This is a genomic window from Kitasatospora sp. NPDC004723, from assembly GCF_040609255.1.
GTDB lineage: Bacteria > Actinomycetota > Actinomycetes > Streptomycetales > Streptomycetaceae > Kitasatospora.
Genome location: NZ_JBEXJT010000009.1, coordinates 125264 through 139843, shown reverse-complemented (window position 1 = coordinate 139843; position 14580 = coordinate 125264). Strand labels below are relative to the sequence as shown.

The following is a 14580-nucleotide window of genomic DNA, read 5'->3' as shown; positions in this document are numbered from 1 at the left end:
GAGGGCCGGCCGCCCCCGCGCGGGCGGGGCCGACGGGCGCGGCCGGCGGGCCCCGGCGCCGGTCCGGGGCAGGGCAGGGCAGGGCAGGGCAGCAGCGTGTTGTCCGCCAGCACGCCGCCCTGCAGCCCTGCCTGGCCCTGCGGGGCCACCCCCGTGGACTGCACCCGCCGCCCAGGAGTATCCGCCGCCCGTTCGTGCCCTGGCCCACTGAAGCCGCACCCGCCGGGTGCGCCGCGAGTGCCGGACGGCCGCGCAGCACCAGCGGCTGCCCGACTTCGCCGCCGGTAGCAGATCAGGTTGTTGTTCACCGGGGCCCGGTGCACATGGGCGTCCGGCTCGTCCGGGCGCACGGCCGCCCGGGCCGAGGGATCACCGCGGGCCGGAGCGGAAGGCCCGGCGGTAGGCCCCTGGTGTGGTGCCGAGGGTGCCGAGGAAGCGCCTGCGGAGATTGGTGGCGGAGGACAGTCCGACGCGGCGGGCCACGGTGTCCACCGGGAGATCGGAGGACTCCAGCAGTTCCCGGGCCGCCGCGATGCGCTGGGCGAGCAGCCAACGCCCCGGGCTGGTGCCGAGCTGCTCGACGAAGCGCCGGGCCAGGGTGCGGGCGGAGCAGCCGGCCCGGGCGGCCAGGTCCTCGACGGCCAGCGGTTCGTCGAGCCTGGTGGTCGCCCACTCGAGGAGCGGCGCGAGCGAACCGTCGATGTGGGCGGGGTGGGGCGGCGCGGCGTACTGCCGTTGCCCGCCCTCGCGGTGCGGCGGCATGACCATGTTCCGGGCCACCTGTGCGGCGTACCCGGCGCCCTGGTCGACGCGCACCAGGTGCAGGCACAGATCGATCCCGGCTCCGGAACCCGCACTGGTGGCCACGTCGCCGTGGTCCACGTACAGCACGTCGGGGTCGAGGCGGACGGCCGGGAAGCGCGCGGCGAAGTCGCTCGCCAGCGCCCAGTGCGTGGTCGCCGAGCGGCCGTCGAGCAAGCCGGCGTGGGCCAGGGCGAAGGCACCGGAGCAGATGCTGATCACACGTGCGCCGCGCTGGTGCGCGCTCCGCAGGGCCTCCACGACGGCAGGCGACGGGGGCTCGCCGATGGGAAGCCAGCCCGGGACGACCACGGTGTCCGCCCGGCCGAGGGCGTCCAGCCCCTCGGTGACGAGCAGGTCATAGCCGGCGCGCGTGGCGACCGGGCCCGGCTGCTCGGCGCACACACCGAACGCGTACCGGGTGGCCAACCCGCGCCGTTTGATGCCGAACACCTCGGCCGCGCAGGCGAGTTCGAAGGTCGACTGCGGCGCATGGACGAGTGCCGCGACACGGTGCATGGCAGAAAAGTACCGCAGGACGTCAATCCCGACACTGGGCGGGTCGGCGGCCGTCGACGAGGCTTGTCCCATGTCAACGGACGCACGGCGAACGGCACAGGTGACACAGACGGCGGGCGTGACCGCGCGCATGGGCGGGCAGGTGCCCGGCTACGCGTGGGCGGCCGTCCAGGACGCGCCCACGCGCGAACTCTTCCCCGGCATCCGGGCGCGGCCGCTGTGGAGCGGCGACGGCGGTGCGAAGGCGCACGTGCTGGAGATGGACCCGCACACCTGCTGGGAGGGTGTCGACGTCCACGACCCCGGGCCGGAGGAGGTCTTCGTGGTCTCCGGCGTCTTCAACGACGGCGAGCGGGACTATCCCGCGGGATCGTTCATCCACGCACCCGCCGGGTCGTCGCACGTCCCGCAGACGACGGAGGGCTGCACGCTCTTCGTCTTCTACCCCGAGGGGTAGCCGGCCCACGGCCCGGACGGCCAGGACGGCCCGGACGTCTCGACGGTGGGGTGGTGGGGAGGTGGTTCGGGAAGGGGCTGAGGGAAGAGCGTCGACCCCGACGGCGTGGCCGGGGCGCCGTCGGGGTCGGGGGTAGGGGGCGGCCTGCGCTTCGGTCAGGGAGGCGTCGGCGGCCCGGGCGGGGCGGGGCCCGCCCGGGTGGTCAGCTGAACCGGAAGAGGGCGGTGTGGGTGGTGCCGTCGGTCAGGCCGAGCGTGAACAGCCGGCAGGTCCCGGCGTAGGAGGACGAGGTCTTCCAGACGAAGGTGTAGGTGTCACCGGCCGGGTCGTAACGCAGGGCGCTGCCGCCCGGAGTGGCGGCGGGCGCGGGCGGGTCGAGCGGGGCGCCGGTGACGCAGTCGACGTTCCGTGCGGTGGGGTAGCCGCGGGCGATGACGTCCGGGCCGCGGTCGCCGCCGAGGCTGAACTTCATCGGGAACGCCCGGCCGGCGTGGCCCTGATTGACGGCGGGCGGGTCGGCGACCGGCGGTTGGAACCCTCCGAAGGGGTACGCGTAGGTGTACCGCGCCGCGACACCGGTGGCGCTGCTGCCGGCGGGGGTGGTCACCGTGACGTCCACGGTGCCGCCGACGCCTGCGGGTACGGTCGCCTTGACGGTGAAGTCGTCGACGACGGTGACGCCGGTGGCCGGCGTGGTGCCGAACCGGACCGACCTCGCACCCGCCAGGTGGGTACCGGTGATCGTGACGGTGCCGCCGCCCGCCGCCGGACCGTGACCGGCCCGCACCCCGGTGACGGTGGGCGCGACGGTGGCCGTGGCCACCGCGTAGGGGCTGCTCCCGGTGGCGGCGGTGCCGGTAACGGTGTTACCGGCGGTTTCGATCACCGACACCGTGTTGGAGCGGCTGTTGGTCACATAGACGGCGCCGCCGGCCGGATCGGCCATCACACCGACGGGCGTCGCACCGACGTCGACCGTGTCCGTGACGGTACCGGCCGCGGTGTCGATCACCGACACCGTATTGGCGTTCTGGTTCGTCACATAGGCGTGCGCGCCGTCCGGGGCGACCGACACTCCCCCGGGACCGGACCCGGTGGGGATGGTGCCGGTGATGGTGTTGGTGGCCGTGTCGATCACCGAGACGTTGCCGCTGTTGAAGTTCGCGGCGTAGGCGCGGGAGCCGTCCGGGGAGACCGCGACCGCCATCGGCATCCGGGCGTTCGCGCCCGCGATCGTGGCGCTGAGCGTATGGGCGGCCGTGTCGATCACCGAGACCGTGCCGCCGATCAGGTTGGCGACGTAGGCGCGCGTCCCGTCGGGGGTCACGGCGATGCCGAAGGGCTGGCTGCCGACCAGGACGGTCGCGGTGACCGTCCGGGTCGCGGTGTCGATGACGTCCACGCCGCCGGTGCCCGGGCTGACGTAGTGGCCGACGTAGGCGCGGGTGCCGTCGGGCGAGAACGCCACCGGTCCGGGCAGCCGGCCGACGGGGACGGTCGCGGCGACCGTGTTGGCGGCGGTGTCGATCACGGACACCGTGCTGCTGCCGTTGTTGACGACATAGGCCTGGGAGCCGTCCGGGGAGACCGCCACCCCCTGGGGCCCGGTGCCGACCGGGACGGTCGCGACGGCCGTGCCGGTCGACGGGTCGAACGCCGTCACCGAGCTCGACCGCAGGTTGGCGATGTAGACCAGCCGGTGCGCGGGGGCCGGGTCGGCCAGGTGCGCCCGGTCGGCCTGGGCGGCGGCGTGGGCCGACGACACCGGTACGACCGCGCCCAGGGCGCCGAGCGCGCCGGCCACCGAGGCGGCCAGTGCCCGGCGCCGTAACCGTCGAAGGCGGCCCGGGGATCCGGTCCGTCCGCTGGGGACCACTGTCATGCCATCCACCTCTCTGCACGACGGCGCGGGGCGGGCGGGGCAGACCCTGGTCACAGCAGGCCGCCACCCTCCGGTCGGCGTGCGCATCCTCTGACGGCGAACCCGGCCGGCCGCCGGGCCACCCCGGGAAGCTTGACCGCCCGCGCCGGACCACAACAGGGCGCGCGTGGACGGCGTGACGCACGCCGGGCGCACGACTGCTCCGTGCCTGTGCTCCCCGCCCGGCCCGCCATGCCGGGCCTCCGCCGACGCGGGCTACGCTGGGACCGCTGATTCCTCCGACGACGGTGAAGTGAGCGGCATGCGGCTGACGAAGGCACAGGACCGCGCGCTGAATCCGCGAAGGGCCAACGGATACGGACCGAGGTCGATTCCGAACGATCGGGACCGGGCCCTCCAAGAGGTCATGCGGGCCGCTTCCGGCCCCAGTCGACTGGCGGAGGTCCTCCCCCTCATGCATCCCGACGCCTCGGAGATTCTCGGGGCGTTCGCCGGGCGGATGGCCACGCTGGCCGTGCGCACCCAGGACGTGCAGGCCGCCCGCGACGGGCTGGCGGCCGTGCAACTGGCGATGGCCACCACCCAGGATGCCCGCGAGATCATCCCCCGCATGGCACTCCTGTACCGGGCGCTGGAGCTCATCGGCGCAGATCCCGCAGCGGAGTTCCGCACGGCCCACCAACCGCTTCCCGTCGCCCTGTCCCACGACCTCCCCGGGTTCGCCGCGAGGGACCCGGAGATCCGGTCGCTGCGGAGCATGCTGTACCACGAGGAGGGCGAAGGAGCCGACTTCCGGTTCGTTCGCGACCGGTAGCGAGATACCCAGAGCCTCGAACGGCGCGTGGGCTACGGCCGCCCTGCCAGCTCGCGCCGGTACCAGGTGCCCGGCTCACCGCCGAGGTCGGCGGGGTCCGCGGGGCCGGCCGGGACGAACCCGGCCTTGGTCAGCACCTTCCGGGACGCGGCATTGGCGTGGGTGGTGGCGGCCCGCAGTGTGCGCAGCCCGTGCCGGTCCGCCGCCAGCCGGCACAGCTCCCGGACGGTCGCCGTCGCCACGCCACGGCCGGCGACGTGCTGCGCGACCCGGTAGCCGAGGCCGGCGGCGCCGTCCTCGAGGTCGTACAGGTTGAACCGGCCCAGCACCGCGCCGTCCTCGGCGACCAGCACGTAGAAGGCGCAGATGCCGGCCTCCTGCTCGGCCAGCAGGGCGCTGTACCGGTCCGCGAAGTGCTCGTAGAACTCGTCGCCCCGGTCGGGAACGGAGGCGGCGAAGTGGGCGCGGTTCGCCAGCTCGAAGGCCAGCACGGCCGGGGCGAGGCCGGCGTTCAACTGCTTCAGCTCGGGCACGGCGCAACTCTATCCGGACGGGACGCCGGGGCCACCGGGGTTTTTCATCAGCGGCAGACCGCCCCGCACCGGGGCGTGGGCGGTGCCGGGGCCGGTCGGATGTGCGGCCGGCGTCGGCACCGCCCTCTCCGGGTGCGGGGTCAGCTCACGCAGGTGACGATGACCTGCCAGTAGCCGGGCGAGATCACCTCGTTCTCCTGGCCGCACTGGGCGTCGGTGTACCCGGCGGCGTGGGCGGCGGCCCAGGCGCGGGGGGCGGCGACGGCCGGGTTGGGGCCGTAGGCCTTGAAGTACCTGATCGTGGTGGCCGACGCGCTGGTGGCGGTACCGGCGAGGCCCAGCAGGGCCGCCGTGGTGAGGGCGACGGCGGCTGTGCGGCGGGGAAGCGAACCCATGGCTGTGCTCCACTTTCTCTGGTGGATCGAGGGGAGTCCGGGCACGTGCGGTGTGGTGGCAAGCAGGGACTGTAGCAACGGAGGTGAAGGACCGACAGGTGCGCGACAACTGCCATCGATCGGGAATCGTGAGCGAACGCCCGCGATGCGGCGGTCAGGCTCCGGAGGACTCGCGCACCGTCAGGTCCGGCAGCAGGTCCAGGTGGTGCACCGGCAGGGCGCTCCCGGTGGCGGTCAGCCGTCGTACCAGGAGGTCCACCGCGGCGGCGCCGACGGCGCGCTTGGGCGGGGCCACGGCGGTCAGCGGCGGGGCGCCGAGGGCGGCGAACACGTCGTCGTAGGCGACCAGGGCGAGGTCCTCGGGGACCCGTACCCCCCTGGTCCGCAGCAGCGGCAGCAGTTGCAGGGCGTCCTGGTCGTTGTGCACGAGTGCGGCCCCGACCCCGTCGGCGACCGCCTCGGCGAGCCGGTGGGCGACGTCGTCGACGCCGGCGGCCGGGGTGCGGACGTCGACGACGGGTTCGGCGGGCAGGTCGAGCGTGCGGCAGGCCTCGGCGTAGCCCAGGCGGACCTGGTGGGCCGTCCAGGTGTCGGTGCGGGCCGCCAGCGCCACCCGGCGGTGGCCGAGGGCGACGAGGTGGCACAGGGCGAGCAGGACGCCGTGCCGGTGGTCGGAGCCGACCGCGTCGAGGGCGGCGGCGGGGCTGCCGGGGGCCGGGCGGCGTTCCAGCAGGACGGCGGGGACCGGGAGTTCGGCCAGCCAGACGTGGTCCTCGGGACGGTCGGCGGCGGTCCAGTTCGGGGCGAGCAGCAGGCCCTGGACACCGGAGGCGAGGAGCTGGTCGACCTGGACGCGGTCGGCGCTGGCCTCGTACGAGGAGATGCCGAGGACCAGGTGGACGCCGGCCTCGGCGGCGGCGGTGCGCGCGCCGGCGATCACCTCGTCGAAGTACTGCACGACGGCGGGGACGAGCAGGCCCAGGGTGGGGGCCTCGGCGGGGCGGACCGGTTCGGGGGCGGGGGTGGCCGTGGGGCCGCCGAACGAGACGGAGCCGTGCGTGCGGCGCAGCAGACCGGCGTCGGCGAGGGTCGCGACGTCCCGGCGGACGGTGACGGCGGGCAGGCCCAGCCGCTCGGCGAGGTCCACCACCCGGACGGTGCCCAGGCCGCGCACCGTGTCGAGGATGCGGGCACGACGATCGTCCGCCGGGATCGGCATGGCACTCCCTGTCGGTGGACCGGTCTGTCGAAGTGGACAGGAACCTACCACTCGGTCACCGGACGGGCGGACGGGCGGCCCGTGCCTGGTCCCCGCGCAGGCGGACGGCCCCGCGGGCGCGGGCCGGAGGGGCCGGCGCGCGCCCGCGGGGCGACAGGGGGTCAGGAGCCGTAGCGCTCCTCGGGGACGACGGGGCCGAGGTCGGGGCCCTCGACCAGTGCGACGTGGTCGCCGGGGCTGTGGAGTTCGAGGATCAGCAGTTCGTTGGCGCCGGCCCGCCAGAGCGGCGCCGGGGCGTAGAGGGTGCGCTGCGGGCCGAGGTCCCAGTAGCGGCCGAGCGCGAACCCGTTCAGCCAGACCATGCCCTTGGTGAATCCGGGCAGGGCGAGGAAGCCGTCGGCGGGGGTGTCGACGGTCAGTTCGGCGCGGTGGAAGGCGGGCCCGTCGGCGGTGGAGGGCGCGCCGAGGGCGAGGGTCGTCGGGTCGTCGAGCGGCAGCGGGCGCACCTCCCAGCCGAACTGGTACTGCCGGTCGACCCGGACGCCGCCGGTGATGCCCTTGGGGTCGTGCAGCAGTGGGCCGTAGTTGATCCGGCCCAGGTTCTCGACGAGCAGGTCGAGCACGGCGCCGCCCTCGGGGACCCGCAGCGGGAGCGCCTGCTCGGGGTGGTTGCGGTCGAGGACGCCGAGGGGTTCGCCGTCGAGGAAGACCTGGGCGCGGTCGGCGAGGCCGTCCACCCGCAGCTCGCCGTGGGCGAGTGGGCCGCGCAGGCGGGTGCGGTAGTGGATGAGGCCGAGGTTCTGGCCGAGTTCCTCCATCGGGCGGGGCTCGGGGAGGTGGTGCGCGGTGGAGAGCTCACCGAGGGCGCCGCGGTCGCCCAGCAGCGGGCGGCTCGCGGTGACGGGGGCGGTGCGGGGGGCGAGGCGTGCGGGCAGCGGCGGCAGCGGGTGGGGGTTGGGGCCGAGGTGGCGTTCGATCACCGCGCGGAAGAGGTGGAACTTCTCGGTGAGTTCGCCGGCCTCGCCGACCGGGGCGTCGTAGTCGTAGCTGGTGACGTCCGGCTGATAGGTGGTGCCGTCGTGGTTGGCGCCGTTCCACCAGCCGAAGTTGGTGCCGCCGTGGCCCATGTACATGTTGACCGAGGCGCCGGCGGCGAACTGGGCGTCGAGCACCTCGGCGGCGTCCCGGGCGTCGCGCACGTGGTGCGGCGTGCCCCAGTGGTCGAACCAGCCGCACCAGTACTCCATGGTGACCAGCGGGCCGGCCGGCTGGTGGCGGCGCAGGCAGGCGAGGGACTCCTCGGGGCGGGAGCCGAAGGTGCCGGTGGTGAGGAGTCCGGGCACCCGGCCGCCGAGCTGGAAGCCGTCCTCGGCGCCGTCGGCGGTGAACAGCAGGACGTCGACGCCACGGGTGACCAGGGCGTCCCTCAGGTGTTCGAGGTAGGCGGTGTCGTTGCCGTAGCTGCCGTACTCGTTCTCCACGGCGACGGCGACCACCGGGCCGCCGTGGGAGGAGAGCAGCGGGAGCAGCACGGGCACCAGGTGGTCGAACCAGGCCTCCACGGCGGCGAGGAAGGGCGGGTCCAGGCGGCGCAGCCGCATCGCGGGGTCGGCGAGCAGCCAGCCGGGCAGGCCGCCGAACTCCCACTCGGCGCAGATGTAGGGGCCGGGGCGGACGATGACGTCGAGGCCGAGGTCGCCGGCGGCGCGGACGAAGGCGGCGAGGTCGCGGTCGCCGGTGAAGTCGGCGCGGTCGGGCGTGGGCTGGTGGAAGTTCCAGGCGACGTAGGTCTCGACGGTGTTGACGCCCATGGCCCGCAGCCGGGTGAGGCGGTCGGTCCACTGTTCGGGGCGGATGCGGAAGTAGTGGACGGCGGCGGAGACGATCCGGTGCGGACGTCCGTCGCGCAGGAAGGTGTCGCCGTCGGTGGTGAGGGCGGGGTGGGGGGCCTGGTGGGCCATCGGGTCCTCCGCGGGAGGGGAGCGGGAGTGAGGGGCGTGGGACCTCGGGTGGGTCCGGGTGGGTCCGGGCGCACGGCTGCGCGGGTGGCTGCGGGCGGGTCGGCGGCGGCCACCGGGGTCACCCTAGGAGTTCGGCGATCGCACGGTCAATCGATCGGCGATCATCGGCATTATTGATCAATTTTCGATCGAACGATACTCTTCGATCGGAATATCATCGGCAGACCGCTTCCGGGCGACGCTTCCGCGGGCACGACAGAGGGAGGCCGGGATGGCCATTTCGGGGGAAGAGCGCCGCAGGCTGATCGTGTCGGCCGTCGGCGAGCTCGGCGGGCGGGTGCGCCTCACGGAGCTGGCCGACCGGCTGGGCATCCCGGCCGTGACGGTCCGCCGTGACGTCGCCGCGCTCGCCGACGCCGGCCGGCTCTCCCGCTCGCACGGCTTCGTCTCCCTGGATCGCCCGGACGCCGCCGGAGCGCCGATCGCCCCCGGCCCCGGAGCGGGCCGCGCCCTCGGCCTGCTGGTGCCCTCGGTCGGCTCCTACTTCGACGAGGTGATCGCCGGTGCCCGGGCCGCCGCCGCGGCCGCCGGTGCCCGACTGGTCCTGGGCATCGCCCCGTACGGCGCGGGCGGCGACCGGCTGCAGACCGAGCGCCTGCTGGAGTCCGGCGCCGAGGGCCTGCTGCTGGCCCCGGGGCTGGTCCCCGGCCGGGCGGCCGAGGACTACGCCTGGCTGGACACCCTGCCGGTGCCCGCCGTCCTGGTGGAGCGCCGCTCCCCCACCCCGGACGGCCCCGGCTCCGGGCTGGACGCCGTGGCCTCCGACCACCGCCACGGGGTGCTGAGCGCCCTGCGCCACCTGGCCGGGCTCGGCCACGGGAGCGTGCTGCTGGCCGCCCGGGGCGACTCCTGGACGGCCGCCGAGGTGCGGGCCGGGTACCGGGAGGGCACCCGGCTGCTCGGGCTGCCCGACCTGCCGGCGCTGGACACGCTCGGGCCCGGCAACGTGCCGGCCGACCCCGAGCCGCTGGTGGCGCGGATCGCCGAGGCCGTGCGGTCCGGAACCCGGGCGGTGCTCGTCCACAACGACCAGGACGCGCTGCGGCTGCCGCCGCTGCTGCGCGCGCACGGTCTGTCGGTGCCCGCGGACGTGGCGCTGGTCGCCTACGACGACGTCTTCGCCGCGCTCGCCGCGCCCCCGCTGACCGCCGTCGCCCCGCCCAAGCGCGCGGTGGGCGCGGCGGCGGTCGATCTGCTGCTGCGCCGGCTGGCGGCCGGCGCCGAACTGCCGGTGCACCGCACGGCGCTGCTCCCGGTGCTGCACGTGCGCGCCTCCTGCGGGGCCGAGCAGGCGGCGGCACGAACGGGCGCCGCGCCCCTGGGGTGAGGGGCGCGGCGCCCGCCGCGGAGCTTCGCCGTCGACCGGCCGATCCGGCGAGTCCGGCAGCCCTGCAGCCCGAAGGCCCGGCCGGTCCGGCTACCCCGGCAGCAGCGCGGACAGGTGTCGCGCCCCCGGGCCCAGCCGCGGCGCGAGGGGCGCGGCACGCGGGTGCCAGGGGGCCTCGTACTCCCAGGCCGCCCAGGAGCCGGGCGGCAGCAGGCGCAGGCAGTCGGCGATCGGCAGCACGCCCGCGCCGAGCGCCAGCGGGGTGAGGTCGTCCGCCGAGGCGACGTCCTTGACCTGCACGTACCCCAGGTGGGGGCCGAGCGCCCGATGGGTCTGCGCCGGGGTCTCACCGGCGAGCCAGGTGTGCAGCAGGTCCCAGAGCGCGCCGACGGCGGGGTGGTCCACCCGGTCGAGCAGCGGTGCCAGCGCGGCGCCGGCGCGGTGCGAGTCGTGGGTCTCGACGAGGATCCGCACGCCGAGGGCCGCCGCCCGCGGGGCCGCCGCGCGCAGCCTGCGGACCGCGCGCTCGTCGGCCTCGGCCGCCGCTCCGGGGCCGCCGTGCGGGAAGACCCGCAGGTACCGGCAGCCGAGGTCGGCGGCCAGCCGCAGGTGGGCGGTCAGCGCGGCGAGCACCGGCGCGTCCGGCCCGGGGGCGGCGACGCCGACGTAGGAGGCGAGGGTCAGCGGGAGCAGGCCGGCCCGGGCCAGTAGCCGGGCGGTGCGTCGGCGCTCCTCCGCGTCCAGCCCGAGGCGGACCGGCTGGTCGTCGGCGCAGCGCAGTTCGAGGCCGTGCCAGCCGTGCTCGGCGGCGAGGGCGGCGGCCCGGTCGAGCGGGAGCCCGGGCAGGCCGAGGGTGGCGAGGGCGAGGGGCACGGCGCTTCAGTCCTGTGCGGCGGGGTGGACGGTGACCGCGCCGGGCGCCAGCCGGATCCGCAGGGCCGGGGCGCCGGCGGGGCGCACGGTCAGGACGACGGCCGCCGGGTCGCGCTCGTCCGGGCGGGCCTCCAGGGTGACGGCGTCGGCGAGGGCGGGCGGGTGCTCGGCGGCGGTGAGCCGGGCGGCGCAGGCGAACAGGGCGGGGCCGTCGGCGGGCAGTTCCCCGGTGAGCCGGGGCAGTGCCGCCTCGGGGCCGAAGGCGGTGCCGCCGGGGACCCGTTGGCTGTCGGCGGCGGTGAAGCCGTGCAGGGCGCGCAGCTCGGAGGCCAGCCGGCCGTCCGCGCGGACGCCGGCGGCGGCGTGCTGTGCGGCGGCGGCGTCGGTGCTGAGGGGCCGCCCGGTACCGGCGACGGCGGGCTGCTCGGTGCGCCGGCCCGCGACGGCCCAGCCGGTCTGGGTGACCGGGGTGCCGGCCGGCCCGCCGGTCACCAGGTGGGCGCGGACCTCCTCGGCGCCGTGGGCCAGGGTGAGCGAGGTGACGGTGACCCCGGGCAGTTCACGGCCGCCGACGCGGGGGTGCCAGCGGGAGGCGGCCCAGCCGGACCCGGTGCCCAGGGGGTGGATGCGCCCGCGTTCGGTGGGTCCGGCGTCGGTCAGCAGGGCGAGGTGGTTGTCGGCGGGTCCGTCGAGGGACGGCCCGGTGGCGGTGGAGTGGGCGAGCCGCGCGTACTGCGGGTCGTCGGGGCCCACGGCGTCCGCGGGCTGGTCGTCGCTGCCGTGGTTGTGCAGCCGGACCAGGCCGTCGGCGGCGGTGGACTGCACCAGCCAGCCGGGTCCGGACAGGGCGAGGACGGTGTCGCGCCGCTCGGCGGGCGCGAGGTCCTCGGGTGCGGTCCACACCGGGTGGCCGGGCGGGAGCAGCAGACCGAGGAAGGCGCTGCCGGCCCAGTACGGGGAGGCCGGGCCGGAGTAGGGCTGGACGAGCCGCAGGTCCGGTCCGTGCCAGCCGAGGGTGAGCAGGCCCCGCTCGTCGACGGCGCCGCGGTCGAGGAAGTGGCGCAAGGCGCCGGAGGCGAGGCGGCGGGTGGTGCCGGGGGCGAGCGGGGTGTGGCCGGTGAGGGCCCCGGCCCAGAGCGGGGCGGTGGCGGCGAAGCGGTAGGTGAGCGAGCGGCCCTGGTGGACGGGCGCGCCGTCGGCCCCGAAGGTGTGCGCGTAGCCGGCCAGGTGGGCGGCGAGGCGTTCGCCGTACACGGCGCGCAGGGCCCGGTCGTCGGCGAGGTGGGCGTGCAGGACGGGGTAGAGGTGCAGGGCCCAGCCGTTGTAGTGGTCGAAGGCGCGGGGGCGGCCGTCGGTGTACCAGCCGTCGCCGAGGTACCAGCGGTCGATGTTCTCCAGTCCGCGGCGGACCGCGGCGCGGGCCTCGCGCTCGGCGATGCCGGCCTCGGCGAGGAAGCCGCCGACGGACATCGGGAAGAGCCACCAGTTGTTGTCGTTGGGCGCGCGGTGCAGGGCGTCGGCCAGCCAGCGGCCGACCCGGTCGCGGACGGGTCCGGGCAGCCGGTCCCAGAGCCAGGGGCGGGTGAGGCGCAGCGCGAAGGCGATGGAGGCGGCCTCGACCATGGCCTGGCCCCGGTCGGTGATCAGCGGCCAGGACTCGAGGTCGCCGTCGGCGAGGTCGCGTTCGCCGGTGGGGGTGCGGGTGCCGGCGTCGAGTCCGGCGGCGTAGTGCGCCAGCAGGCCGTGCGGGTCGGCGCCGCCCGCGCCGGCCACCCGCAGGGCGGCGGGCAGGAAGGTGCGGGCGAAGCCCTCCAGGCCGTCCGAGCGCCGTCCGGACCAGCTCGGGCGGGGGCCGGGCAGGTCGATCAGCGCCCCGGCGGGGCCGGCGTACGGGCGGACCGCGGTCAGCAGGGCGTCGGCCACCGCCTCCCAGTGCTCCCTGGTCCAGCCGGTGTGCGGGCTGAGGTCGCGGTCCTCCGGGGGCAGGCGCATGAGGTCCTCCGTGATCGGGTGGTGAGCCGGAATCTAGGCAGCGCCTGATCATTCGTCAAGCCGGGGCGATCAAATGAGCGGCTTGATCGGATTGTGACCTTGCCGTCGAGGTGGCCGATTGCCCCGATTTTCCGGCATTTCCGGTGCTCACAGGGGTGCCGCCGGGCGCCGGTCAGGCCGATCAGGTCGGATCATTTGATCCAAATCTCTTGACTCCGATCGCCGACCTGCTCAGGATGACAGCCAATCGCCCCCACCCTCTGCGGGTTCCGGTCGGAGCCGACCGTTCCGCAGCCCGCGCACCCTCGCCCTAAGGAGCCCACCGATGCGCTCGACCCCCCTCTCCCGGCGCAGAGCCCTCCGCCTCGCCGCCGCGGCCACCGCCACCGCGCTCGGCGTCACCGTGCTCGCCGCCTGCGGCAGCAGCGGCGACGGGGCCGGGTCCGCCGCCGCCACGGACGACGGCAAGCCGGTCAGCCTGACGTTCTGGGGCTGGGCGAAGGGCACCAAGGACGTGGTCGCCGCGTTCAACGCGAGCCACCCGAACATCCAGGTCACCTTCGAGGAGATCCCTGCGGGCGCGGCCGGCGGCTACGCCAAGATCTCCAACGCGGTCAAGGCCGGCAACGCCCCCGACGTCTTCAACATCGAGTACCCGCAGCTGCCGGACTTCGTCAGCCAGGGCGCCGTCCAGGACATCGGCAAGCTCGTCGGCGCCGACCTCAAGGCCAAGTACCTGCCGCAGGCCGTCGAACTCACCTCGCTCGGCGGCCGGACCTGGGCCCTGCCGCTGGACGCCGCCCCCCAGGTCTTCTACTACCGCAAGGACCTCTTCGCCAAGGCCGGCATCACCGTCCCCAGGACCTGGGAGGAGTTCCGCACCGCCGCGCAGCAGCTGAAGGCCGCCCAGCCCGACACCCGCATCGCCACCTTCTTCCCCGACGACCCGACCACCTTCGAGGCGATGGCCTGGCAGAACGGCGCCCACTGGTTCACCGCCGCCGACGAGTCCTGGAAGGCCGACCTGACCGGGCCGGAGACCCGCAAGGTCTCCGAGTACTGGCAGAAGCTGGCCGACGAGGACCTGGTGCGGGTCATGCCGTCCTTCAGCCAGCAGTGGACCGCCTCCCTGCAGAAGGGCGAGACGGCCGGCTACCTCGGCGCCACCTGGGGCGGCGGCGTCCTGAAGGCCAACGTCGGCACCACCCCCGAGGTCAACGGCACCTGGGCGGCCGCGCCGCTGCCCAGCTGGGACGGCACCCCCGCCAGCGGCATGCTCGGCGGCACCACCTTCGCGGTGTCCAAGGACAGCAAGAAGGCCAAGGCCGCCGTCGAGTTCGCCACCTGGGCGACCACCACCGCCGACGGCTTCAAGGCCCGGATCTCCTCCGGCACCTCCTCCGCCTACCCGGCCGCCACCGAGCTGGTGCCGGTCGCCAAGCAGGCCTTCAACACCGACTTCTACGGCGGCCAGGACCTCTACGCCCTCTACTCCGACGCCGCCAAGTCCATCAAGCAGGGCTGGACCTGGGGACCGGCGATGGGCGTCACCAACGGCTCGCTGAAGGACTCCTTCGGCAAGGTCGCCGGCAAGAGCGGCACCATCGACGAGGCGCTCACCACCGCGCAGCAGGCCACCGTCGCCGAGTTCAAGAACCGCGGACTGAAGGTCGCCCAGTGACCTCCGGCACCCATCCCGGCCGTACCGCCCGCGTCGCCGGCCGGCGACGCGGGCGGTACGGGGCGC

Annotated in this window: 12 protein-coding genes; 4 read left to right on the top strand and 8 right to left on the bottom strand. The window is 75.4% G+C overall.

What is annotated here, in order from left to right:
* Positions 1 to 369: 369 nt before the first annotated feature.
* Positions 370 to 1320: a helix-turn-helix domain-containing protein gene (locus ABZW10_RS13265; protein ID WP_355363537.1), complete on the bottom strand. Its 951-nt coding sequence runs from the start codon at positions 1318 to 1320 to the stop codon at positions 370 to 372.
* A 130-nt stretch (positions 1321 to 1450) separates the two neighbouring features.
* Here ABZW10_RS13265 and ABZW10_RS13260 point away from each other — a divergent pair, with 130 nt between their 5' ends.
* Positions 1451 to 1777, top strand: coding sequence for a cupin domain-containing protein (locus ABZW10_RS13260; protein WP_355363648.1), 327 nt, complete (start codon positions 1451 to 1453; stop codon positions 1775 to 1777).
* Between the two features lie 202 nt (positions 1778 to 1979).
* On the opposite strand, the gene ABZW10_RS13255 is transcribed toward ABZW10_RS13260, so the two are convergent.
* A complete protein-coding gene (locus ABZW10_RS13255) occupies positions 1980 to 3659 on the bottom strand; it encodes a PxKF domain-containing protein (protein ID WP_355363535.1) in 1680 nt (559 codons plus the stop codon).
* Positions 3660 to 3960: 301 nt separating this feature from the next.
* Between ABZW10_RS13255 and ABZW10_RS13250 the strand changes: the two genes are divergently transcribed.
* Complete coding sequence (locus ABZW10_RS13250) at positions 3961 to 4473, top strand: hypothetical protein (RefSeq protein WP_355363533.1); 513 nt, start codon at positions 3961 to 3963, stop codon at positions 4471 to 4473.
* A 32-nt stretch (positions 4474 to 4505) separates the two neighbouring features.
* Here the strand turns inward: ABZW10_RS13250 and ABZW10_RS13245 are convergent, their stop codons facing one another.
* From ABZW10_RS13245 to ABZW10_RS13230, 4 genes are all read right to left on the bottom strand, one after another.
* Entirely contained in the window at positions 4506 to 5006 is a 501-nt protein-coding gene (locus ABZW10_RS13245) for a GNAT family N-acetyltransferase (protein ID WP_355363531.1), read from the bottom strand.
* A gap of 140 nt (positions 5007 to 5146) precedes the next feature.
* Positions 5147 to 5401, bottom strand: a complete 255-nt coding sequence (locus ABZW10_RS13240) for a hypothetical protein (RefSeq protein ID WP_355363529.1) — start codon at positions 5399 to 5401, stop codon at positions 5147 to 5149.
* Between the two features lie 154 nt (positions 5402 to 5555).
* Positions 5556 to 6620 carry a substrate-binding domain-containing protein gene (locus ABZW10_RS13235; RefSeq protein WP_355363527.1) on the bottom strand — a complete coding sequence of 355 codons (1065 nt, stop codon included), beginning with the start codon at positions 6618 to 6620 and terminating at the stop codon, positions 5556 to 5558.
* A gap of 161 nt (positions 6621 to 6781) precedes the next feature.
* On the bottom strand, positions 6782 to 8581 hold the full coding sequence (locus tag ABZW10_RS13230) for a beta-galactosidase family protein (protein WP_355363525.1): 1800 nt from the start codon (positions 8579 to 8581) through the stop codon (positions 6782 to 6784).
* A 271-nt stretch (positions 8582 to 8852) separates the two neighbouring features.
* Here ABZW10_RS13230 and ABZW10_RS13225 point away from each other — a divergent pair, with 271 nt between their 5' ends.
* Positions 8853 to 9968 carry a substrate-binding domain-containing protein gene (locus ABZW10_RS13225; RefSeq protein ID WP_355363523.1) on the top strand — a complete coding sequence of 372 codons (1116 nt, stop codon included), beginning with the start codon at positions 8853 to 8855 and terminating at the stop codon, positions 9966 to 9968.
* Positions 9969 to 10058: 90 nt separating this feature from the next.
* On the opposite strand, the gene ABZW10_RS13220 is transcribed toward ABZW10_RS13225, so the two are convergent.
* Both ABZW10_RS13220 and ABZW10_RS13215 read right to left on the bottom strand, forming a co-directional pair.
* Positions 10059 to 10841, bottom strand: a complete 783-nt coding sequence (locus ABZW10_RS13220; RefSeq protein ID WP_355363521.1) for a sugar phosphate isomerase/epimerase — start codon at positions 10839 to 10841, stop codon at positions 10059 to 10061.
* 6 nt (positions 10842 to 10847) lie between these two features.
* Entirely contained in the window at positions 10848 to 12833 is a 1986-nt protein-coding gene (locus ABZW10_RS13215) for a DUF2264 domain-containing protein (RefSeq protein WP_355363519.1), read from the bottom strand.
* 325 nt (positions 12834 to 13158) lie between these two features.
* Between ABZW10_RS13215 and ABZW10_RS13210 the strand changes: the two genes are divergently transcribed.
* A complete protein-coding gene (locus ABZW10_RS13210) occupies positions 13159 to 14514 on the top strand; it encodes a sugar ABC transporter substrate-binding protein (protein ID WP_355363517.1) in 1356 nt (451 codons plus the stop codon).
* The last annotated feature ends 66 nt before the right edge of the window (positions 14515 to 14580 follow it).